Source organism: Roseobacter sp. OBYS 0001 (assembly GCF_019654895.1).
GTDB classification, from domain to species: Bacteria; Pseudomonadota; Alphaproteobacteria; order Rhodobacterales; family Rhodobacteraceae; genus Roseobacter; species Roseobacter litoralis.
This window is the reverse complement of the sequence record NZ_BPES01000001.1, coordinates 862,600-884,423: the sequence shown is the minus strand read 5'-3', so window position 1 is coordinate 884,423 and position 21,824 is coordinate 862,600. Positions and strand designations below refer to the sequence as shown.

Annotated in this window: 21 protein-coding genes and 1 pseudogene; 14 read left to right on the top strand and 8 right to left on the bottom strand. The window is 56.3% G+C overall.

What is annotated here, in order from left to right:
- Positions 1-9: 9 nt before the first annotated feature.
- From K5Q35_RS04275 to K5Q35_RS04260, 4 genes are all read right to left on the bottom strand, one after another.
- Entirely contained in the window at positions 10-723 is a 714-nt protein-coding gene (locus K5Q35_RS04275; protein WP_220798556.1) for an ABC transporter ATP-binding protein, read from the bottom strand.
- A gap of 5 nt (positions 724-728) precedes the next feature.
- Positions 729-1,343, bottom strand: coding sequence for a hypothetical protein (locus tag K5Q35_RS04270; protein WP_013961845.1), 615 nt, complete (start codon positions 1,341-1,343; stop codon positions 729-731).
- A complete protein-coding gene (locus tag K5Q35_RS04265; RefSeq protein ID WP_220798758.1) occupies positions 1,340-2,122 on the bottom strand; it encodes an ABC transporter ATP-binding protein in 783 nt (260 codons plus the stop codon). The genes K5Q35_RS04270 and K5Q35_RS04265 overlap by 4 nt, the downstream gene beginning before the upstream one ends.
- Before the next feature lie 91 nt (positions 2,123-2,213).
- Positions 2,214-3,404 carry an ABC transporter substrate-binding protein gene (locus tag K5Q35_RS04260; protein WP_013961843.1) on the bottom strand — a complete coding sequence of 397 codons (1,191 nt, stop codon included), beginning with the start codon at positions 3,402-3,404 and terminating at the stop codon, positions 2,214-2,216.
- Positions 3,405-3,572: 168 nt separating this feature from the next.
- Between K5Q35_RS04260 and K5Q35_RS04255 the strand changes: the two genes are divergently transcribed.
- Positions 3,573-4,661 carry a PQQ-dependent sugar dehydrogenase gene (locus K5Q35_RS04255; protein ID WP_220798555.1) on the top strand — a complete coding sequence of 363 codons (1,089 nt, stop codon included), beginning with the start codon at positions 3,573-3,575 and terminating at the stop codon, positions 4,659-4,661.
- Between the two features lie 59 nt (positions 4,662-4,720).
- Here K5Q35_RS04255 and K5Q35_RS04250 read toward each other — a convergent pair whose 3' ends face one another.
- Positions 4,721-5,725 carry a GlxA family transcriptional regulator gene (locus K5Q35_RS04250; protein WP_013961841.1) on the bottom strand — a complete coding sequence of 335 codons (1,005 nt, stop codon included), beginning with the start codon at positions 5,723-5,725 and terminating at the stop codon, positions 4,721-4,723.
- A gap of 200 nt (positions 5,726-5,925) precedes the next feature.
- Here K5Q35_RS04250 and K5Q35_RS04245 point away from each other — a divergent pair, with 200 nt between their 5' ends.
- Entirely contained in the window at positions 5,926-7,296 is a 1,371-nt protein-coding gene (locus K5Q35_RS04245) for a class II 3-deoxy-7-phosphoheptulonate synthase (RefSeq protein ID WP_013961840.1), read from the top strand.
- A gap of 133 nt (positions 7,297-7,429) precedes the next feature.
- Here the strand turns inward: K5Q35_RS04245 and K5Q35_RS04240 are convergent, their stop codons facing one another.
- The gene (locus K5Q35_RS04240) at positions 7,430-8,143 is read right to left on the bottom strand and encodes a PAS domain-containing protein (protein WP_220798554.1); all 714 of its coding nucleotides are present in this window, start codon (positions 8,141-8,143) and stop codon (positions 7,430-7,432) included.
- 267 nt (positions 8,144-8,410) lie between these two features.
- On the opposite strand from K5Q35_RS04240, the gene K5Q35_RS04235 reads away from it, so the two are divergent.
- From K5Q35_RS04235 to phoB, 11 genes and pseudogenes are all read left to right on the top strand, one after another.
- Entirely contained in the window at positions 8,411-9,301 is an 891-nt protein-coding gene (locus K5Q35_RS04235) for a YicC/YloC family endoribonuclease (RefSeq protein WP_220798553.1), read from the top strand.
- 12 nt (positions 9,302-9,313) lie between these two features.
- Positions 9,314-9,949 (top strand): guanylate kinase, encoded by a 636-nt coding sequence (gmk, locus tag K5Q35_RS04230; protein WP_374758584.1) that lies wholly within the window; start codon positions 9,314-9,316, stop codon positions 9,947-9,949.
- Positions 9,946-10,473: a gamma carbonic anhydrase family protein gene (locus tag K5Q35_RS04225; protein WP_220798551.1), complete on the top strand. Its 528-nt coding sequence runs from the start codon at positions 9,946-9,948 to the stop codon at positions 10,471-10,473. Before gmk ends, K5Q35_RS04225 begins: the two co-directional genes overlap by 4 nt.
- Position 10,474: 1 nt before the next feature.
- Positions 10,475-11,662, top strand: coding sequence for a PLP-dependent aspartate aminotransferase family protein (locus K5Q35_RS04220; RefSeq protein ID WP_220798550.1), 1,188 nt, complete (start codon positions 10,475-10,477; stop codon positions 11,660-11,662).
- Between the two features lie 19 nt (positions 11,663-11,681).
- Positions 11,682-12,725 (top strand): cell wall metabolism sensor histidine kinase WalK, encoded by a 1,044-nt coding sequence (locus K5Q35_RS04215; RefSeq protein WP_013961834.1) that lies wholly within the window; start codon positions 11,682-11,684, stop codon positions 12,723-12,725.
- 218 nt (positions 12,726-12,943) lie between these two features.
- Positions 12,944-13,984: a substrate-binding domain-containing protein gene (locus K5Q35_RS04210; RefSeq protein ID WP_013961833.1), complete on the top strand. Its 1,041-nt coding sequence runs from the start codon at positions 12,944-12,946 to the stop codon at positions 13,982-13,984.
- A gap of 84 nt (positions 13,985-14,068) precedes the next feature.
- Positions 14,069-15,556, top strand: coding sequence for a phosphate ABC transporter permease subunit PstC (pstC, locus tag K5Q35_RS04205; protein ID WP_220798549.1), 1,488 nt, complete (start codon positions 14,069-14,071; stop codon positions 15,554-15,556).
- A pseudogene (gene pstA, locus K5Q35_RS04200) lies at positions 15,553-16,846 on the top strand (phosphate ABC transporter permease PstA). The gene pstC and the pseudogene pstA overlap by 4 nt, the downstream one beginning before the upstream one ends.
- Positions 16,847-16,858: 12 nt before the next feature.
- Positions 16,859-17,656 carry a phosphate ABC transporter ATP-binding protein PstB gene (gene pstB, locus K5Q35_RS04195; RefSeq protein WP_013961830.1) on the top strand — a complete coding sequence of 266 codons (798 nt, stop codon included), beginning with the start codon at positions 16,859-16,861 and terminating at the stop codon, positions 17,654-17,656.
- Positions 17,657-17,660: 4 nt separating this feature from the next.
- Entirely contained in the window at positions 17,661-18,377 is a 717-nt protein-coding gene (gene phoU / locus K5Q35_RS04190; RefSeq protein WP_374758575.1) for a phosphate signaling complex protein PhoU, read from the top strand.
- Positions 18,377-19,066: a phosphate regulon transcriptional regulator PhoB gene (gene phoB, locus K5Q35_RS04185; RefSeq protein WP_220798548.1), complete on the top strand. Its 690-nt coding sequence runs from the start codon at positions 18,377-18,379 to the stop codon at positions 19,064-19,066. Before phoU ends, phoB begins: the two co-directional genes overlap by 1 nt.
- Before the next feature lie 10 nt (positions 19,067-19,076).
- Here phoB and K5Q35_RS04180 read toward each other — a convergent pair whose 3' ends face one another.
- The gene (locus K5Q35_RS04180; protein ID WP_220798547.1) at positions 19,077-19,913 is read right to left on the bottom strand and encodes a 3-keto-5-aminohexanoate cleavage protein; all 837 of its coding nucleotides are present in this window, start codon (positions 19,911-19,913) and stop codon (positions 19,077-19,079) included.
- 434 nt (positions 19,914-20,347) lie between these two features.
- Between K5Q35_RS04180 and aroQ the strand changes: the two genes are divergently transcribed.
- Entirely contained in the window at positions 20,348-20,785 is a 438-nt protein-coding gene (aroQ, locus tag K5Q35_RS04175; protein ID WP_044025601.1) for a type II 3-dehydroquinate dehydratase, read from the top strand.
- An 84-nt stretch (positions 20,786-20,869) separates the two neighbouring features.
- Here aroQ and tsf read toward each other — a convergent pair whose 3' ends face one another.
- Positions 20,870-21,745: a translation elongation factor Ts gene (gene tsf, locus K5Q35_RS04170; protein WP_220798546.1), complete on the bottom strand. Its 876-nt coding sequence runs from the start codon at positions 21,743-21,745 to the stop codon at positions 20,870-20,872.
- Positions 21,746-21,824 lie beyond the last annotated feature (79 nt).

Sequence of the window (21,824 nt, the reverse complement as noted above, 5' to 3'; positions counted from 1 at the left end):
TCTCTGGTCTCATCCCCCCAAAAACGATTTGCGGACTTCAGGGTCCGCCAGCATTTCCTTGCCCGTCCCCGTATATGCGTTCCGCCCCTGCACCAGCACATAACCCTTGTCGGCGATCTCAAGGGCTTGTCGGGCGTTTTGTTCCACCATCAGGATGGGGATGCCGGTGCGGGCAACCTCGATGATGCGGTCAAAAAGCTCGTCCATCACGATGGGGCTGACCCCGGCGGTTGGCTCGTCCAGCATCAACACCTTGGGTTGGGTCATCAATGCGCGGCCCACGGCGACCTGTTGGCGCTGACCGCCTGAAAGCTCGCCTGCGGCTTGGTGGCGTTTGTCGCGCAGGACTGGAAAAAGATCATAGATTTGTTCCATCGTCGGGCGGATGTCATCGGTGCGAATGAACGCGCCCATCTCCAGGTTTTCCTCGACCGTCATGGAGGTAAAGATATTGGAGGTCTGTGGCACAAATCCCATGCCCTTTGTCACCCGTGCCTGCGGGGTGAGGGCCGTGATATCCTCCCCATCAAGGCGCACATGCCCCTGCCGCAGGTTCAGCATGCCGAACACGGCCTTCATACCCGTTGATTTGCCCGCACCATTTGGGCCAACGATCACGGCGATCTCTCCGCGATCCACGGCAATCGTGCAATCGTGCAGGATGTCCGGCCCTGCGCCGTACCCGCCGGTCATGTTCTCGCCGATCAGGAAGGGCGTGGCCATCGGTGTCAGTCCATTTCCACAAGGTTCAGAAAAGTCGCGTGCAAGGCGCGGTGGTCGTCGGAATAGGCGGTCGCACCGATGACATAGCTTTGCATTTGCAGCAGTCTGCTCTCTTCCAGAAGGATGGTATTGGCAAAAACAACAGGCACCCCCCTGAAAGTCACGGAAAAGGCTATGGTGACGGCGTCCTTCCCGTCAACTTCCGCAGGCTCATCGCTTAAAACCGGAATATCACGCACGCGCACGCCCGTGATGCCGGCGACCCCATCTAGGATCACGGCTTTGGCACTATCCATTTCTATGCCCTGCGCCGTGCCGACGCGATCTGAGATGAATTGTACGAATTCCGTGTCGGCGCGCATGAATTGCGCGTCGATCGCCGCGCTTGGGGGCGGGGTCTGTGTCCAGATGGGGGAGATACCACAAAACGACAAGTCAGAGAGCACCGGCTTGCAATCAGAGCGCTGGCGATCGGTGAAGGCCCATGTCCCGTCTGAAAAGAGTGTTATGCTGCGACCCTCTACCGAACTTGACCCGACAATGGATTGTGCATGCGCGGCAGATGCGGCGACACAGAAAAGGGCAAGCGCCACGGATTTAAAGAAACCGTTTTGTATCAATGTTTTAAAACCTCTTTGTTTTTCAGCCCGGTGCCGAGATAGGCCTCGATCACCTGTTCGTTGGCCTTGATCTGGTCCAATGTACCCTGTGCCAACACGCGCCCCTCGGCCATGCAGATGACCGGATCACACAAGCGCCCGATGAAATCCATGTCATGTTCGATCACGACAAAGGTATAGCCGCGTTCCTGATTGAGACGGATGATCGCATCGCCGATGGTGTTCAACAGCGTGCGATTGACCCCTGCGCCGACTTCATCAAGGAACACGATCCGCGCATCGACCATCATCGTGCGGCCCAGTTCCAGCAGCTTTTTCTGACCGCCCGATATCTGCCCCGCTTTGTGATCCGCCAGATGTTCCACGGTCAGAAACTCCAGTACTTCGTCTGCCTTGGCGCGCAGCGCGCGTTCCTGATCGGCGATGCGTTTGCGGCCAAACCATGTGTTCCACAGCGTCTCACCCGCCTGATCGCCGGGGACCATCATGAGGTTTTCCCGACAGGACATAGATGAAAACTCATGCGCAATCTGAAAAGTGCGCAGCAACCCTTTGTGAAACAGATCATGCGGTGGCAGGCCTGTGATGTCTTCGCCTGCCATGAAAACACGGCCTGATGTAGGTTTAAGAACGCCTGCGATAACATTGAAAAGAGTTGTTTTTCCGGCACCGTTCGGCCCGATCAGCCCCGTGATCGATCCCTGCGCAATTTCCAGCGACGCCCCATCCACAGCCCGGAATCCACCAAAGTGTTTATGAAGGTCTTCGACGACGATCATGCCTGTGCCTTGCATTTTCCCAGCTTTCTTGCGGCCCCCAAAAACAGCCCGGCGTCAAAGACACCGGGCTGTTTTCGTATCAAGCGGGCTTTTACTTAAAGCCGATGGTGACGTTTGCGCCATCCTGCACTTCAATCATGCGGTAGGTGCCCGCGGATTCGCCGGGCCCGATCAATTCAACCGCAGAGGCACCGACATAGTCGACCTCGCCGCCTTCGCGCAGAATATCAAAGGCTTTGGCCAGATCACCGGGGTAGATCTTTTCGCCCGGCGCGTTGGCCACATCCAGAATGTGTTTGCCGTATTCCGCAGGATCAACGCTATTTGCCGCCTGCATCGCGAGCATGAAAAGCGCGGCTGCATCATAGCTTTCGGGCGTATAGGGCGAAGTGGCATCAAATGCGTCCCCCGCAAGCTCCTTGAGCTTTTCGATCCCTTCACCGCCGGACCCGGCAATCTGACCATAAGACCCGTCCAGCGCTGAGCCGACATTGGCGGGAAGGCTGTCACCGATCATACCACCGGGCAGGCCAAAAGTGTCAAATGCGCCTGTGTCCAGTGCCGCGTTGATAATGCCGAGGCCGCCTTGGTCAAGGTATCCCGCAACCACGAGGATATCGCCACCCGCCGAGGCCAGTGCACCCATTTCAGCGGAGTAGTCCGCCTTGCCGTCTTCATGCGCTGCAACGATTGTGACTTCGCCACCCGCGCTTTCAAAGTTGCTCTGGATCGCGTCGGCGAGACCTTTGCCGTAGTCATTATTGGTGTAGGTCAGCGCGATGGATTTTACGCCACGTTCCTGCAGGATTTCGGCCATCACCTGACCTTCGCGCGCGTCCGATGGGGCGGTGCGGAAAAACAGGCCGTTGTCTTCAACCGTGGTCAGGCCGGGCGATGTGGCAGAGGGTGAAATCATTACCATGCCGTTCGGGATCGCTACGTTTTGCAAAATCGCGCCGGTGACACCGGAGCAATCCCCGCCGATCAATCCATTGATGCCTTCAGCAATCATACGCTCGCCGTTGGATGTGCTCAGACCGTTGTCGATGCAGCCTGTGTCGGCGCGGATCGACGTCACGGTCGCCGCGTCGAGCAATTTGCCACTGTTTGTCGCTTCCGTCATCGCAAGCTCAGCGCCCGCCGCCATTGGGCCGGTCAAGGATTCAATCGGACCGGTAAATCCAAACAACACACCGAGAGTTACTTCACTATTCGTATCATCTGCCAATGAAGTCGTGGCAATCAGTGCTGCAGCCGTTGTGGCCATAAGCATCTTTTTCATTGTTAATCTCCCATATTGGAACTTGGCGTTCGCCTTGCAGATTATGCGCCCTATTTTGGAAAAGAAAGCGGTTTTGGCTGTATCGCTCGACTGCTCTGAAAAAGGTTGGAAATTCTGCCCTTTCGGGTGGAAATCAGCCTCCCAAAGACCCGGCACAGGAAGGATTTCATGCGCACAATACTGACTCTATCGTGGCTGTTCATGCTCGCTATCTCAGCGTCCGCTCTGATGGCGCGGGCCGATATCGTGTTTACCCCGGTCGTGACCGGATTGGATGAACCTTGGGCGATAGATCATCTGCCGGATGGGCAGTTGCTGATTACCGAAAAGGACGGGCGCGTGCTTTTGTGGAACGCGGGCGTGCTGCGCGAGGTTCAAGGCGCGCCGCGGGTCGTTGATCGCGGGCAGGGTGGGTTGATGGACGTGACTGTGGCGCGCGACTTTGCAACCAGCCGGTCCGTGTTTCTGAGCTACAGTAAACGCCAGCGGGGCGGCGCGGGCACGGCGCTGGCGGTGGCAACCCTGTCGCAGGATGGTGGCTCACTGCTGGATTTACGCGATATCTTTGTGATGGCGCCGGGGTCTTCCGGGGGCAGGCATTTTGGATCGCGCATTGTCGAAGGTACGGACGGAACCGTGTACCTGACCATTGGGGATCGTGGCGACAGGCCATCTGCGCAGGATCGAAACAGCCACGCAGGCAGTGTGATCCGGATCAACTGGGATGGCAGCGTTCCATCGGATAACCCATTCTTGGATACCCCCGGTGTGCAGCCTGAAATCTGGTCGTTCGGGCACCGCAATCCGCAGGGAGCCGGGCTGGATGCGCAGGGCAGACTTTGGACGGCAGAGCATGGCGCGCGCGGTGGCGACGAAATCAACCTGGTGCGCAAGGGCGCGAATTACGGCTGGCCCGTCATTTCATATGGCCGCCACTATACCGGGGGGAAAATCGGCGAGGGCACGGCGCGCGCTGGCATGGAGCAGCCGGCGTCTTACTGGGACCCGTCTATCGCACCTTCGGGCTTGTTGGTCTATCAGGGCGATATGTTTCCTGAATGGCGCGGTGACATGTTTGTCGGCTCGCTGAAAGACGACTACATCGCGCGGCTCGCCATATCCGGTGAGAAAACGCGTGAAGTTCAGCAGATCCGGAATGATGCAACCGCCCGCGTGCGTGATATTGCCGAAGCTGCGGATGGCAGCATCTGGTTTATCTCTGTTGGGAATGGAGCCATTTATAGGATCAGTAATTAAAATCAATATGTTGCGCAGATATATTGATGTGATGCATCCGCACCGGTTTCACGCGGCTGTTAAAACGACAACCGTGACGCATGACTCCCGCGCTCGCGGTAAGGAGTGGTGTCATAATGCGCCCGGTAGCATTTCGAAAAATGCGAAGGCGAAGCAAACCCGCAGGCCAGCGCCACGTTGATCACGCTCATATCGGTTTGCATCAAGAGGTTACGCGCTTTTTGCAACCGCAATTCCATATAATACCGCTTGGGGCTGCGGTTCAGGTATCGCCGAAAAAGCCGCTCAAGCTGGCGCGTGCTCATGCCGACGTCGCGCGCAAGGGTTGAGGGGCTGATCGGTTCTTCGATGTTGCTTTCCATCATCTGGATCACAAGGCTCAACTTGGGATGCCTGACACCTATACGGGTTGGAACCGACAGGCGCTGTGTGTCCTGATCCGTGCGGATCGACGTATAGATCAATTGATCCGCCACCAGATTGGCAAGATCCTCACCCTGTTGTTCGGCGATGAGTTTGAGCATCAAATCAATCGAGGATGTTCCCCCCGCTGTCGTTATCCTGTTGCCATCGACCACAAAGACGGATTTCGTCAGCGTCACATCCTCGAAATCCTCGGCAAAACTGTCTTGGTTCTCCCAGTGGATCGTCGCCTTTTTACCATCCAGCAAACCTGCCTTTGCCAATGTATAGGCAGCGGTACACAGCCCCCCCAGCATGACCCCTTTGCGAGATTCGCGTCGCAGCCAGCCCAGCACCCGCTTTGTTGTCGCTGCCTGCACATCAATGCCGCCACAGACCAAGAGAATATCGTCGCGCTGCAGATCTTCGAGGTCGCCATCCAGCTTGAAACCGCTGCCCGCGGAGCAATGCACAATGTCGCCGCCTTCTCCGATAATGCGCCACTCATACAGCGTCTCATTTGCCATACGGTTGGCAATACGCAGGCTCTCTACAGCGGCAGAAAAACACAGCAAGGTAAAGTGATCGAGCAGAAGAAACACAAACCGTTTCGGCTTTGACGTGTTTGTATCACTGCGGGATGATCGTGAGATATCGGACATTCCTGCCTCATGCTGGTCGTCATGCCACCCGGTAGGCGACCGCATGCGGACACCGAGCTTTATTCGCAACTCTGCTCACGGCCTGAAAGCGACGTCAAGAGGATGAATTTGTGATATGGTCACTCGCGCTGCGCTTTTGTATAGAGAATGTCGATATGTGAGCGCTCGCAGTGCGCGGGCCAGGAGCGGAGACGAAAAACATGAGCGAATGGACAAAATCGAGCTGGCGCGCAAAGCCGCGCATCCAGATGCCGGACTATCCTGATCAGGCTGCCCTGAACGAGGTTGAAGCACAACTGTCGCGTTATCCGCTGCTGGTATTTGCCGGTGAAGCACGCCGCCTGAAAAAGCACCTTGGTGCGGCTGGCCGGGGAGAAGCGTTCCTGTTGCAGGGCGGTGACTGTGCGGAGAGCTTTGATCAATTCAGCTCGGATGCGATCCGCGATACGTTCAAAGTGATGCTGCAGATGGCGATTGTGTTGACCCATGGTGCAAAAGTCCCGGTGATCAAAGTAGGTCGGATGGCCGGTCAATTTGCCAAACCGCGTTCGGCTGCGACTGAAACGATCGATGGGGTGGAACTGCCCAGCTATCGTGGTGATATCATCAACAAGCTGGATTTCACCTCGGACGCACGTATTCCAGACCCGCAGAACATGCTGCGCGCCTATACGCAGGCGGCAGCGACATTAAACCTGCTGCGGGCTTTTTCCACGGGTGGTTATGCCGATGTCCATCAGGTGCATGCCTGGACGCAGGGCTTTACCGAAGGTGAAAAGGCCGAAGCTTACCGCGAGGTTGCGAACCGCATTTCCGACACGCTGGATTTCATGACAGCTGCGGGGATCAATGCGGATACGGCGCACACACTGCAATCGGTTGAGTTCTACACCAGTCATGAATCCCTGCTGCTTGAATACGAAGAAGCGCTGACCCGCGTTGACAGCACCACGGGCAAATGGCTTGCGGGCTCGGGTCATATGATCTGGATCGGTGATCGCACACGCCAGCCAGACGGGGCGCATGTGGAATTTGCCAGCGGTGTCCAAAACCCAATTGGCCTCAAGGCGGGGCCAAGCATGACCTCGAATGACCTCAAGCAGCTGATGGCCAAGCTGAACCCCGAAAACGAAGAGGGTCGCCTGACCCTGATCGCGCGTTTTGGCGCCGGATCGGTGGCGGAGCATCTGCCGCGCCTGATCAAAACGGTGCGCGAAGAAGGGGCGAATGTGACTTGGGTATGTGACGCGATGCATGGCAATACCATCAAATCCTCGACCGGGTACAAGACCCGGCCGTTTGAATCGGTTTTGCGCGAGGTGCGCGAATTCTTTGCCGTTCACGCGTCCGAGGGCACGGTGCCCGGTGGTGTTCACTTTGAGATGACGGGTCAGGATGTCACGGAATGCACCGGTGGTGTCCGCGCGGTCAGCGACGAAGATCTGTCGTCGCGCTATCATACGGCGTGTGATCCGCGCTTGAATGCCAGCCAGTCTCTGGAGCTCGCCTTTCTGGTCGCCGAAGAGCTTTCTGCCCGGCGCACGCAACACCAGAACGCAGCCGTGAGCTAATGCATCGCAGGAAAAAAAATGCCCGCTGATTTCAGATCAGCGGGCATGTACGTTGGACTTTTTTGGTCGACATCAGCCTGAAGACCGCCGCCATCTGTTCGTACCGGCGATCTCCTCCCGATGAACGCAAACCTTACTTGTCGTCTGTTTTCACAAGTCTGAGGTAGGGCGCTTCGCGGCGCGGGGTCTCGGTGCGAAATTCGGCTTTGGCTTCGGCAAATCCAGGCACTTCAACGGTGGGCTTTGGCGCTGGCAACGGTTTCTTTGGCTCCCGCTTGGCACGCAACGGCATCGACTGTTCCGACACGATGGGGCGAAGCGACGAAGCCGTCACATCAAAACGCCGTGGGCTGCGGCCCATGTCACCGACAGCGACCAGCGCGCCGAGAATACGGCTGACGTCGCCAAGGTCACTCTTGAGCGGCATCAGGATCAACCGCGCGTCCAGCGGCTGCATGCCCGGCCCCTTTTCGGAGTGTAGCATCATTGTACATGTGGCGGGTGTCTCGAATACTTCTTCGAGAGTGTCGCTCAGTTGGCGCCGTGACGCGGGCGTAATGAATGCCGTCAAGGGCATCCCGCGGACCTCCATGCCCATCAGATCGCTCAGGTGACTTCCAGCGATCCGAAGCCGGGCAATTCCGGGTGCGATCCGTTCCACGATGAACGCATACTCCAGCGCCTGCTCTATTCCGCGTGGGTCGATTTCCGACCGGTTCGGCATCAACCGTGTGCCACGCAGCGCTTCCCAATAGGCCTCGACCTGGGACAATGGGGTAAAACCTGTTTCTGAAACGTGCTGTGTCATATTAACCACATTGTGCGTGTTTTTACCGCCATTGTCCATTACTTGTGCCTTCTGTTTCTGACCAGTTCCAATGGTACCGGCAGCCGTTCGGGTGTTACTTGTTAAAAACAGGAAAACTGCTTCCTGACGAGAATTGATTACTGAAACCTTAATATCAACAATTTTCACAAAATGGGCCGCTATTTTATGGAATGGTTAATCCCAGCCTGCGTGGTATTGGGGTGCGCCTGTGCGCGTCCGGGGTTGCTCTGATCGGTTAAACTGCCATAAAGCAAGGCGATAACGGCTTTGCGAAAGGATTTGCGGATGCTCCGATCCATGACCGGTTTTGCTTCGGCAACCGGCAACCTTGCCCCACATGCATGGAGTTGGGAGTTGCGGTCCGTAAATGGCAAAGGGCAGGATCTGCGTCTGCGCGTGCCGGATTGGATTGACGGGCTTGAGGTTGGGTTGCGTAAAATGCTCGGCGCGCAAACGGCCCGTGGTAATATTACGCTCTCTCTGAGGCTGGTGCGGGATGAAAACATAACGTCCCTTCGGATTAACCAAGAACAGTTGCATAGCGTCCTCAAGGCCATTGATGCGGTCGAGGCGGAAGCCGCCGCAATGGGTGTTGCCCTGACGCCGTCAAAAGCCTCTGATATCGTGACGATGCGCGGTGTTCTGGAGGCGGGTGCGGTGGACGATGATCCTGCACCGCTGATGACCCATCTGCTGGAGGAGGCAAAGACGCTGATCGGCGCATTCAATGAAATGCGGCGCGCCGAAGGGGCCGCGCTGGAAAAGGTGCTGCTGTCTCAGTTGGATGAAGTGGCGGCGTTGACCGAACAGGCCAAAGAGCACTCAAGAACGCGCAGTGCCGAGGCTGGCGATATCCTGCGCCGTAACCTGCGCCGTTTGCTCGACAATACCGACAATGTGGATGATGACCGCCTGGCGCAGGAATTGGCGCTGATTGCGGTCAAATCCGACGTGACCGAAGAGATTGACCGCCTTGCCGCGCATATTTCCGCCGCGCAAGACCTGATCGGGCAGGGTGGTCCCGTCGGACGCAAACTGGATTTCCTGATGCAGGAATTCAACCGCGAGGCAAATACGCTTTGTGCCAAGGCGCAAAACACCGAGCTGACACGCTGTGGGCTTGCGCTGAAGGCGGTGATTGATCAGATGCGGGAACAAGTACAAAATGTGGAGTAACAGATGACGCCCATGCGCCGTGGACTTTTGATCATCCTCAGTTCGCCCTCTGGCGCCGGAAAATCGACGCTGGCACAACGATTGCGGGACTGGGACGCGGATATTGAATTTTCGGTGTCCGCGACGACACGGGCTGCGCGTCCGGGCGAAGTAGATGGGCGTGAGTATCGCTTTGTGGACGAAACCGCGTTCAAATCGCAGGTTACCAAGGGCGGCATGCTCGAACATGCGCATGTTTTCGGCAACTTTTACGGATCGCCAAGCGGCCCTGTACAGGATGCCATCAACGCGGGCCGTGATGTGTTGTTCGATATTGACTGGCAGGGTGCCCAACAAATCACCAATTCGGCCCTGAGCGCGCATACGCTGTCCATTTTCCTATTGCCGCCCTCGATCCGCGAGTTGCGCAACCGTCTGGAAAAGCGCGCACAGGATGATGCCGCAACGATCGCGCGCCGCATGGACAAGAGTTGGGATGAGATCAGCCATTGGGGCAGCTATGATTATGTGCTGGTGAATGACGATCTGGATACCACCGAGGCGCATCTGAAAACCATCGTTACGGCCACACGCCTGCGGCGCAGCCAACAGCCGGGACTGACCGAACATGTGCGCCACCTGCAATCCGAATTCGAAAGGTTATCATGACGTTATACGCTTTAGGTGAGAGTGTACCTCAACTGCATGAGGACACATGGGTTGCCCCGGATGCAAACCTGATTGGTCAGGTCGTGCTGGAAGCGGGGGCCTCCGTGTGGTTCGGGGCTACCATCCGCGCGGACCATGAGGAAATCCGCGTTGGCGCCGGGTCAAATGTGCAGGAAAACTGCGTCTTTCACATTGATGCCGGGTATCCGCTGCGCATTGGGGCGGGTTGCACGATCGGGCATAAGGTGATGCTGCATGGATGTACTATTGGCGACAACTCCTTGATCGGTATGGGCGCGACGGTGCTGAACGGCGCCCGGATCGGCAAGAATTGTCTGATCGGGGCAGGGGCTTTGATCACTGAAAACAAGGTGATACCGGATAATTCTCTGGTGATGGGTGTGCCGGGTAAAGTTGTGCGTGAACTGGACGAGGCGGCCATCGCAGGGCTGAGGAATTCAGCGCTGCACTATCAGAAAAACATGCGCCACTTCAAACATAAGCTTCGTGCTGTAGAGAGCTGATATGAAAAATGAAAAAGGATCTGTGGTACGGCCCGATGCTCTGCCGCATTCGGCCTCCAGACCGGTTGTTACGCCGCTCAGCCCCTCTGTTGTCTATGCCTCTGATACACCCGACATGCTGGATCAGCAGTACGAAGGCGGGTTGCAGGGCTATACCTATTCGCGCGAAGGGCACCCGAATGCGGACGTAGTGGCCAAACGGCTCGACCGGATGGAAAACGCGCCGTTTCCGGGCGTGATGACCGGGTCCGGCATGGGCGCGGTGTCGGCGGTTCTGCTGGGGCTGACACAGACCGGGGACCATGTGGTCGGCGGCAATCAGCTTTATGGTCGCTCGCTGCGCATGATGAGCGAAGACCTGCCCCGGCTTGGCATTGCAACAACGTTGGTCGATGTGGGTAATATTGAGGCAGTGCGTGCGGCCCTGCGGCCCACGACCCGGATGATCCTGGTCGAGGTCGTCTCAAACCCAACACTGCGGCTGGCAGATATCGTGGGCCTTGTTGATCTGGCGCGCGAAACCGGTGTGCTGCTGGTGGTGGATAACACATTTACCACCCCGATGGCCTTCAAGGCGCTGGATGCAGGCGCTGATGTGGTCATCCATTCGGTCACCAAGCTGCTGGCAGGTCATTCCGATGTGATGCTGGGCTATGTTGCGGCCAAAGATCACGCACTGAATGATCGTTTGCGCGTCTTTTCCGTGACCATGGGTCTCTCGGCCAGTCCGTTTGATTGCTGGCTGGCGGAGCGTGGTCTGTTGACTTTTGAGTTGCGGTTTGAACGGGCGCAGCGCACGGCGGCCATACTCGCGGATCATCTTGCCGCACTGCCGGGTGTTAAACGGGTGCTCTATCCCGGACGCGCCGATCACCCTGATCACCAGCGCGCCAAAGCGCTGCTGGAAGGCAGAAACTGCAATATGGTGAGTTTTGAACTCAATGGCACCCGACAGGCGGCCAATGCCTTTACCCGCGCGGCCGAAGGACTTTCGTTTGCGCCGACACTGGGGGATGTGGGCACGACGCTGTCGCATCCTGCATCCTCGTCGCACCGGGCACTGAGCCCCGAACAACGCGCGGCACTTGGCATATCGGAAGGGTTTTTCCGGGTTTCCGTAGGACTTGAAGAACCGGATACCTTATGCGCCATCTTTACCGAAGCTGTGCACGCGGCGGTTAGCCCGTAGAGAGGACCGAGGCAAAGACATGGCAGAGGCAATTGATGAAGTGCTCGCAGCGCTGCCGATGCCGGTCTTGGCCATTGATGGCAGCGAACGGATTGTGGCCGCGAACAAGGAAGCAACAGCACTTGTCGGACAAGGTCTGGCCGGGCGCCACTATGTTACGATTTTACGCCAGCCGCAGTTGATCGAAACGATTGCTGCAGTGCTGCAAGACAGCCAGCCGCGCGTTTCTCAATATCTGTCCAACGACGGCATCGAAGACACCACCTATCGCGTCACGGCGCGGGTGCTGCCGAACCTGCGCGTTGTGGTGCTGGCCTTTCAGGATGTGAGCCATCTGGAACAGGCAGGCCAGATGCGCCGGGATTTTGTCGCCAATGTCAGCCATGAATTACGCACGCCGCTTACTGCTCTTATGGGGTTCATCGAAACGCTGCGGGGGCCCGCACGTGAGGATGCAGCCGCACGGGACAGGTTTCTGGACATCATGCAGGGGGAAGCAGGGCGCATGAACCGGCTGGTCGGTGACCTGCTGTCTCTGAGCCGGGTTGAGGGGGATCAAAGGGTGCGCCCGCGAAAAAGCGTGAACCTCAGCGATGTCGTCAGTTCCGTCGCGCGCACACTTGCGCCGCTGGCCAAGGATACCTCTGTTGTGCTCGACTGTGATCTTCCTGATCACCCTGTGGGCCTGATCGGTGATGCGGATCAACTCATGCAAGTGGTTACAAACCTGGTGGAAAACGCTATTAAATATGGCGCTTCCGGAGGGCGGGTTATCATCAAACTGACCGAAGTCGCGCGTGATTTGTCGTTGCGCGCACCGGGTGTCTATATCAGCGTCACGGATTTTGGACCCGGAATTGATCCGGTGCATTTGCCACGGCTGACCGAGAGGTTCTATCGTGCAGACAGCCACCGCAGCCGGGCTTTGGGCGGTACAGGGTTGGGTCTGGCAATCGTGAAACACATTATCAACCGCCATCGTGGGCGTCTGCGCATAGAAAGTGAATTGGGGCAGGGGGCGACGTTTACCGTTGTCCTGCCGCTTGACCTTAACACCGTCTGAAAACGAATCTGGCAAAGGTCCTCGGGCTGCAGGCAGGCAGTGCAAAAGATGGGCTGTGCAGCGTTTTCACACTTAAATTCAACGCAGTAGATTAATCTTTTCCCTTGTCATGAAACCGTTACACAACTGTCACAAAAGGATAGCGTCCAAACCGTAGCTATCCGACAGATGGTCGCTGAAATGGACGGCCACAGATTCGTTTCATGACAGGAGCTATCATGTCGTTTGTAAAACTCTCTACCTCCGCAGTGGCGATCGCCGTTGTTACCGCAACAACCGCCGCGGCGCGTGATCAGGTTCAGGTCGCCGGGTCATCCACCGTATTACCCTATGCCGCCATCGTGGCCGAAGCCTTCGGTGAGAACTTTGAATTCCCGACGCCGGTTGTTGAATCCGGTGGATCCTCTGCAGGTCTCAAGCGCTTTTGCGAAGGCGTGGGCGAGAATACCGTCGATATCGCCAATGCATCGCGTCAAATCCGGGAGCGTGAAATCGCAGCCTGCGCCGAAAATGGCGTAACTGACATTATCGAAGTGCGGATTGGCTATGACGGCATCGTCTTTGCCAGCCAGCAGACAGGCCCCGCATTCACCGAATTCCAGCCGTCTGACTGGTATACCGCACTTGCCGCAGAATTGCCTGTTGATGGCAAAATGATTGCCAACCCGAACGCCACCTGGGATTCGGTAAACGCGGCCCTTCCTGCGGTCGATATTGCGGCATTCATTCCCGGCACCAAACACGGCACCCGCGAAGTCTTTGAGGAAAAAGTGCTGTTGCAAGGCTGTGAAGACACAGGTGCCATGCAAGCCATGATGGACATGGGTATGGACGAAGATGCAGCAGAAAGCGCCTGCATGGCCGTGCGCACAGATGGAAAATCCGTGGATATCGACGGGGATTACACAGAGACGCTGGCGCGGATTGACAGCAACACCAATGGTATCGGTGTGTTCGGTCTGGCATTCTACGAGAACAATACAGACAAGCTGAAGGTGGCCACAATGGGCGGCGTTCAGCCAACAACCGAGACCATTTCAACAGGCGATTACCCCGTGTCGCGCCCGCTTTTCTTTTACATAAAGAAAGCCCATATCGGCGTGATCCCGGGTCTCAAAGACTTTGCCGAGTTCTTTGTCTCGGATGAAATCGCGGGTCCGGATGGGCCTTTGGCTGAATATGGTCTGGTTTCTGACCCCGCCCTGTCCGAGACACAAGCGGCTGTAGCGGACGAAAAAGTGCTTGGCGGCAATTCCTGACCTGCCTTTTTTCAAAGTGGCTGAAGGCGGCGATCACCGCGGCCTTCAGCAAGAACCGGTTAAGCCTGCAAAGAGGTTGGGTGCATGAATTTGGGGATCACAGGATACGTTGTTCTTGCCATTATGGCACTTACAATCGGGTCCTTCATGATGGCGAAGGCGCGCGCGAAATCTGCCGCTGGTGGTGATATCCGGCTTTTGCATTCCTTACCGAACTACTACGGATACAACGCTGCGATGTTTGCAGCCGTTCCGGCCTTGGGCATGCTGGTCATATGGCTGTTGGCGCAGCCCATTATGATCGAAAATACGGTCTATAATTTACTGCCTGATAGTATCGTCAACGAAGGATCAAACCGCAGCCTTGTGATGAGCGACGTGCGCCGTGTCGCGGAAGGCCTTGATATTGCGGTCGCTTCAGGCGCTCTGTCAAAAGAGGACGCAAATCAGATCAGCACTGATACCTCCGACATCCGCAGTATTCTGGGTGGTGTCGGCGTCGCTCTGGGCTCCGATGTTGATCCGGAGGTCTTGGTCGCAGCACAGCAATACCGCACCAAGTCGGCTTCAGGTACTGCATGGATGGCAGTCATTGTTCTGACGGCAGCACTGGTGGGCGCAGCCGCCAGCATATTTGTCAGCAAAGCAGATTTCCGGGCGCGTAACGTTGTCGAACGTTTTGCCCTCGGCATGCTTATGGTCGCGGCTTCGCTGGCCATTTTGACGACTGTGGGTATTGTCTTGTCGATGCTGTTTGAGAGCATGAACTTCTTTCGCATGCATTCCTGGACGGACTTCTTTTTCGGGGACACATGGGCGCCGAATTTCCGGGGCAACAGCGATTTATCCATTTTGCCGCTGCTGTGGGGGACGTTGTATATCTCGATTGTCGCCTTGCTGGTTGCTGTGCCGATCGGCCTGTTTGCAGCGATTTATCTCTCGGAATATGCAAGTTCAGGGGTGCGTTCTTTTGCGAAGCCACTGCTTGAAATTCTCGCCGGTATTCCAACCATCGTATACGGTCTTTTCGCGCTGCTGACGGTCGGGCCGTTTCTGGTGAGCATCTTTGGACGTGGCGAAGCGGGTCTGCTCGGGGTCGAGTGGATGAGCGGTGCGACCGCTGTCTTGACCGCTGGTTTGGTCATGGGGATCATGTTGATCCCGTTTGTATCTTCCTTGTCCGATGACATCATCAACGCGGTGCCGCAGGCGATGCGGGATGGTTCCTTGGGGTTGGGGTCGACCAAGTCGGAGACAATCCGTCAGGTCGTTCTGCCCGCCGCATTGCCCGGCATTGTCGGTGCGGTTCTATTGGCGGCGTCCCGCGCGATTGGTGAGACGATGATCGTTGTGCTGGGGGCAGGGGCCATTGCCAAGTTTTCGCTCAACCCGCTGGATGCCATGACGACCATCACCACACGGATTGTCAGCCAACTGACTGGCGACACGGATTTCGCCAGTGCAGAGACGCTTGTCGCCTTCGCCCTTGGCCTCACACTTTTCGTTTTGACCCTCGGGCTGAACGTGATCGCGCTCTATATCGTGCGCAGATATCGGGAGCAGTACGAATGAGCGACGCGACAACCACTGCAATACCATCTAATCCCTCTACGCCACCACGCAAAGGATCGCTGCTGACGCAGGATGCGCGGACAAAAAAGCGCAATGCGGCTGAGACGCGGTTCAAGGCCTACGGGATGATTGCGATTTCGATCGGCCTGCTGATGCTGATAACGCTGGTTTTCAATATCGTGTCTCGTGGCACCGGCGCGTTTCAGCAAACCTTTGTCACACTGGAGGTGAGCCTGCCGGCAGACAAGCTGGATAAGGCCGGCAACCGCAACCCGGACGAGATGCGCAAAGTCTCAACCTTTGGATATGCCCCTTTATTGCGGACGGCATTTGAAGAGCATATCGCGGAAAAAGGCTTTGAAACCGACCTCAGCCCCAAAGAAATGGCAGGAATTCTTTCTGGTGGCGCGCAGGCGCAGCTGCGGAATTTCGTGTTGGCGGGCCCTTCGGTTGTCGGGGAGCGGGTAGAGTTCGAATTTCTCGCCTCCGGCCGCGTGGACGGATACATCAAGGGGCGGGTCAGCCGGGACAGTATCGAAAACGACAAAAATATCAGCCCCGCACAACTGGATCTTGTGGACCTGCTGATTGAGGAAGGCACGGTTGAGAAACGGTTCAACCTGTCATTTATCACCGGTGCCGACAGTTCTGGTGCTTGCGCTGCCGATTGGCGTTGCCGCCTCGATCTACCTTGAGGAATTCGCGCCGAAAAACTGGATCACGGATGTGATCGAAGTGAATATCTCAAACCTTGCGGCTGTGCCCTCGATTGTCTTTGGTATCTTGGGCTTGGCTGTCTTTATCAACTACATGCATTTGCCAAACTCCGCGCCCTTGGTTGGCGGGCTGGTGCTGACGCTGATGACGCTGCCCACCATCATCATCTCAACCCGCGCCTCTCTGAAAGCTGTGCCGCCGTCCATCCGTGATGCGGCCCTCGGGGTAGGGGCCTCCAAGATGCAATCCGTATTCCACCACGTCCTGCCGCTTGCCGCGCCCGGTATCCTGACAGGGACCATCATCGGGCTGGCGCAAGCTTTGGGAGAGACAGCGCCCCTGTTGTTGATCGGTATGGTCGGCTTTATTGCGTCAAATCCGCCAGACAGCATCGCCGCAGGATTGATGGACCCGAACTCCGCCATGCCCGCGCAGATCTACGAGTGGGCCAAACGCTCTGATCCGGCATTTTATGAGCGCGCATGGGGTGGCATTATTATCCTGCTTGGGTTCCTCGTGACGATGAACACCCTCGCTGTCATCCTGCGTCGCCGTTTTGAACGGCGCTGGTAAAGGAATACTGTTATGAACGATATGAGAATACTGGAGAGAGACGTGGATGCGAAAGCCATCAAGATTTCGGCAAAAGACGTGCAGGTCTTTTATGGCGACAACCATGCGATCAAAGACGTCAATGTGGAAATTCAGGACAAGACCGTCACCGCGTTTATCGGCCCGTCTGGCTGCGGAAAATCGACGTTTCTACGTTGTCTGAACCGTATGAACGATACGATTGATATATGCCGCGTCGAAGGTGACATCTCGATCGACGGCGAAGACATCTATGATAAACGTGTTGACCCGGTCCAGTTGCGGGCAAAGGTCGGTATGGTGTTCCAAAAACCAAACCCCTTTCCCAAATCCATCTATGACAATGTGGCCTATGGGCCGCGTATCCATGGGCTGGCGCAGAACAAAGCGGAATTGGACGATCTGGTTGAACACTCCCTGCGCCGCGCTGCGATCTGGGGTGAGGTCAAGGACCGGCTCGACGCGCCGGGCACCGGCTTGTCGGGCGGGCAGCAGCAGCGCCTGTGCATTGCCCGCGCCATCGCGACACAGCCCGAAGTCCTGTTGATGGATGAGCCCTGTTCAGCGCTGGATCCCATTGCAACGGCACAGGTCGAAGAACTGATCGACGATCTGCGACAGAATTATTCGGTTGTGATTGTGACACACTCTATGCAGCAAGCAGCCCGGGTCAGCCAAAAGACGGCCTTTTTCCACCTTGGTAATCTGGTGGAATATGGCGAGACCGGGACGATATTCACGAACCCAGAAGACCCACGCACTGAAAGCTATATCACCGGGCGTATTGGATAGAATGATGATTGACGAACAACATATCGCGTCCGCCTTTGACCGTGACCTTGAAGCGATTCAGGCGCAGATCATGAAGATGGGCGGGCTGGTCGAAGCAGCCATTCGCAACGGCGCGCAATCACTGGACACGCGCGATGAGGAACTGGCCGAAGAGGTCCGAAAAGCCGATAAATCCATCGATAATCTTGAAGAGATGATCAATGAAGAAGCTGCCCGTGTGATTGCCTTGCGCGCGCCCACTGCGCGGGACCTGCGGCTGATCCTGAGCGTGATAAAGATCAGTGCGAACCTTGAACGGATCGGGGATTACGCCAAGAACATGGCAAAACGGACCGGCGTTCTGGCCCAGATGGCGCCGGTGGATGACAGCAGTGCCGCATTGCGCCGGATGGCGCGCGAGGTCGAACATATGCTCAAGGATGCGCTGGACGCCTATGTGCAGCGGGACGCAGAACTTGCGATGGATGTGATCGCGCGCGACAAAGAAGTCGATCAGATGTACAACGCGCTGTTTCGTGAATTCCTGACCTTCATGATGGAAGATCCCCGCAATATTACCGCCTGCATGCATCTTCATTTCATAGCCAAGAATATTGAGCGCATGGGCGATCATGTGACGTCGATCGCAGAACAGGTTGTCTATCTGGTGACCGGCGAACACCCCGAAGACCCGCGCCCGAAGGCCGATGAAACGTCAGTGGTTGCCAAAGGACAGCGATGATGTCAGCCGATCAACCACTTGTTCTGGTCGTCGAAGACGAATCTGCACAACGCGAAGTTCTGACCTATAACCTTGAGGCCGAGGGTTTTGCGGTCAGCCGTGCGGACAACGGTGAAGAGGCAATGATGCTGGTGGATGAAACAGCGCCTGATTTAATTGTACTGGATTGGATGATGCCAAACCTGTCGGGCATCGAGGTTTGCAGGCGGTTGAAATCAAAGCCTGAAACCCGCGCGATCCCGATCATTATGCTGTCGGCGCGCTCAGAAGAAGTGGACCGGGTGCGCGGCCTTGAAACCGGCGCGGACGACTATGTGATCAAGCCCTATTCTGTCGTTGAACTGATGGCCCGCGTGCGCAGCCAGTTGCGGCGCGTGCGTCCGGCGGCCACAGGCGAACGGCTTGAGTTTGAGGATATCGTTCTGGATGCCTCAAGCCACCGCGTGAGCCGGGGCAAAAGCGAATTGAAACTTGGTCCCACCGAATTTCGCCTGTTGTCCACTTTCATGGAAAAACCGGGGCGCGTGTTTTCACGAGAACAGCTGCTGGACCGTGTGTGGGGCCGTGACATCTATGTCGACACGCGTACCGTAGATGTACACATCGGACGCTTGCGCAAAGCACTGACGCAATTTGGCGGATCAGATCCGTTGCGCACCGTGCGCGGTGCCGGCTACGCGCTGGGGTAGGGGGCGCGACTTAGTCAGTTGTTGGCCGCAACCCAAGGATTGACCGCGCGTCTGCGCAGCTTGCGACGGGCCTTTCATACTTTTCGCACAGTTGCGCGGCACGCTGGATCAATGCCGCATTTGACGGCGCCAGCGTAGTACGATCAAGGCGCACGTTATCTTCCAGACCTGCACGTGTGTGCCCGCCAGCCGCGATGGCCCATTCGTTGACCTCGATCTGAGCCGCACCGATACCAGCTGCACACCACGCCGCATCGGGTGCTCTCGACTTCATCGTTTGCACATAGAAATCAAAGACCTCTTTATCGGCGGGCATTGCATTTTTCACACCCATGACGAACTGCACATACAAGCGTCCGTATAGCGCACCTGCTTTGTGCATTTGCATCGCTTGAAGGATGTGGCTCAGATCAAAAGCCTCGATCTCAGGTACCACCTCATTGGCGCGCATTTCGCCCGCAAGCCAGGACACCAGATCCGGCGGGTTTTCATAAACGCGCGTTGGAAAGTTGTTAGACCCAACCGACAGGGACGCCATATCCGGACGCAGCTTCAACATGCCACCGCGCTCTTGGCCGGCACCAGAGCGGCCACCGGTGGAAAACTGAATGATCATGCCCGGGCAGTGTTTCTGCACACCTTCTTTCAGCGCTGCAAATTTCTCCGGATCAGACGAAGGGGTTTCATCCGCGTTTCGTACATGAGCGTGACAGATGCTGGCACCAGCCTCATAGGCCGCATGGGTGCTTTCTATCTGCTCATTGATGGTGACCGGTACAGCAGGATTCGCGGCCTTGGTGGGCACACTGCCAGTGATCGCAACACAAAGAATACATGGGTTTGTCATGTTAGGCCCTTTACCGGGTAATCGCTCAATCGGACAAAAGCACATCTGAACCCTCGGTGACACACCATATTTCAGGTCCAGAAACCGGAAAGCTCTGGTTTAGCTTTGATGATTTCATAAATGAAGGTATTTTTGTGGCATGCGCCGGTACTATAGGATCTGAACAATCCTATTATTAACATAATCATGATTATAAACTTACCGGCTGTTATTGACAAACCCCGGATCAACTCAGAAATAGACACGTTAGCCCTCTGACAATCCGTCCTTTGTGGGACCTGTCATCCCCATCCCGAGGCTGTGTAAACAAACTGATTTGGATGTGACGGTCAAGCCGCAGTGTCAAATTGATGACGCCGCAGTCCCTGTCATTGCTGGACAGGCTGTTCGGGACCTGTCACGTCACATGGCACACACTACGCGAGCAAGACATCATGGCATCAGTTCTCATTCTCAACGGTCCAAACCTTAATCTGCTGGGGTCCCGCCAGCCCGAAGTTTATGGCAAAACCACTTTGTCTGATATTGAGGATATGTGCAGAGCGCACGGTCAAGACACTGATCTTGATGTGGTTTTCTCCCAATCCAATTACGAAGGTGCGCTGGTCGACGCGATCCATGCCGCTCGTGAAACGCATGTTGGGATTATCCTGAATGCAGGCGCTTATACGCATACGTCTATTGCCTTGATGGACGCGATAGCCTCTGTTGAGCTACCGTGTATTGAGTTGCATCTTAGCAATGTCCATGCTCGCGAAGAGTTCCGGCACACTTCCTATATCTCCAAAGTGTGTATCGGCGTGATCTGTGGGTTTGGCGCACAGGGGTATGTCTTAGCAATGGACGCGCTGAAGGCTCATCTGAAACTTTAAAACACCCAGATAGAAATCTGAATTTAAAAACAAAAAGGCACCCCGAAACGGAACGCCTTTAGTGTTAGTGTGTTTAAAAGAATCTTACCCTTTGACGGCCTTGGCCACCTCGGCTGCAAAGTCTTCTTTGACGACTTCAATGCCTTCGCCGACTTCAAGGCGTACGAAACCAGTGATGGTCACACCCGCCTCTTTCGCTGCGTCGCCCACGGTCAGATCAGGGTTCACGACAAAGGACTGGTTCAGCAATGTCACCTCGGACATGTATTTCTTCATGCGGCCGATGATCATCTTTTCGATCACTTGCTCAGGCTTACCGCTTTCACGCGCGATATCCATCTGAACCTGCTTTTCTTTCTCGACAACTGCGGGGTCCAGATCGGCTTCGGACAAAGACGCAGGGTTCACGGCGGCAATGTGCATCGCGACCTGTTTGCCAAAGGCTTCGTCGCCACCATTTGTTGCAACAAGAACGCCAATTTTACCCATGCCCGGTGCCGCCGCGTTGTGCACATAGGACACCACGTTTTCGCCATCGATGCTGGACATCCGGCGCACGGACATGTTTTCGCCGATAACCGCAACCGCATCAGTCACCGTTTGCTCGACGGTCTTGCCGCCCATATCCGCTGCGCGCAGGGCGTCAACATCTGCAGCACCCAAAGCAACATCAGCGATGCCCGCGACCATTTTCTGGAAATCCGCATTCTTACCAACAAAATCGGTTTCGGAGTTCACTTCGACAGCCACGCCGTGGCCACCCTCCACTTTGACAGCGACAAGACCCTCTGCCGCGGTACGGCCAGATTTCTTAGCTGCCTTGGCCAGGCCCTTGGTGCGCAGCCAATCGACTGCCGCATCCATATCACCGTCGTTTTCGGTCAACGCTTTTTTGGCGTCCATCATGCCTGCGCCCGTGCTGTCGCGCAGTTCTTTCACCATTGCGGCCGTAATCGCCATCTCAGGTTCTCCTTTAGGAATTATTCGGATTTTTGGGGCAGGTGTGCCCTGCCCCATATGTCGTGCGTGAGTTTAAAAC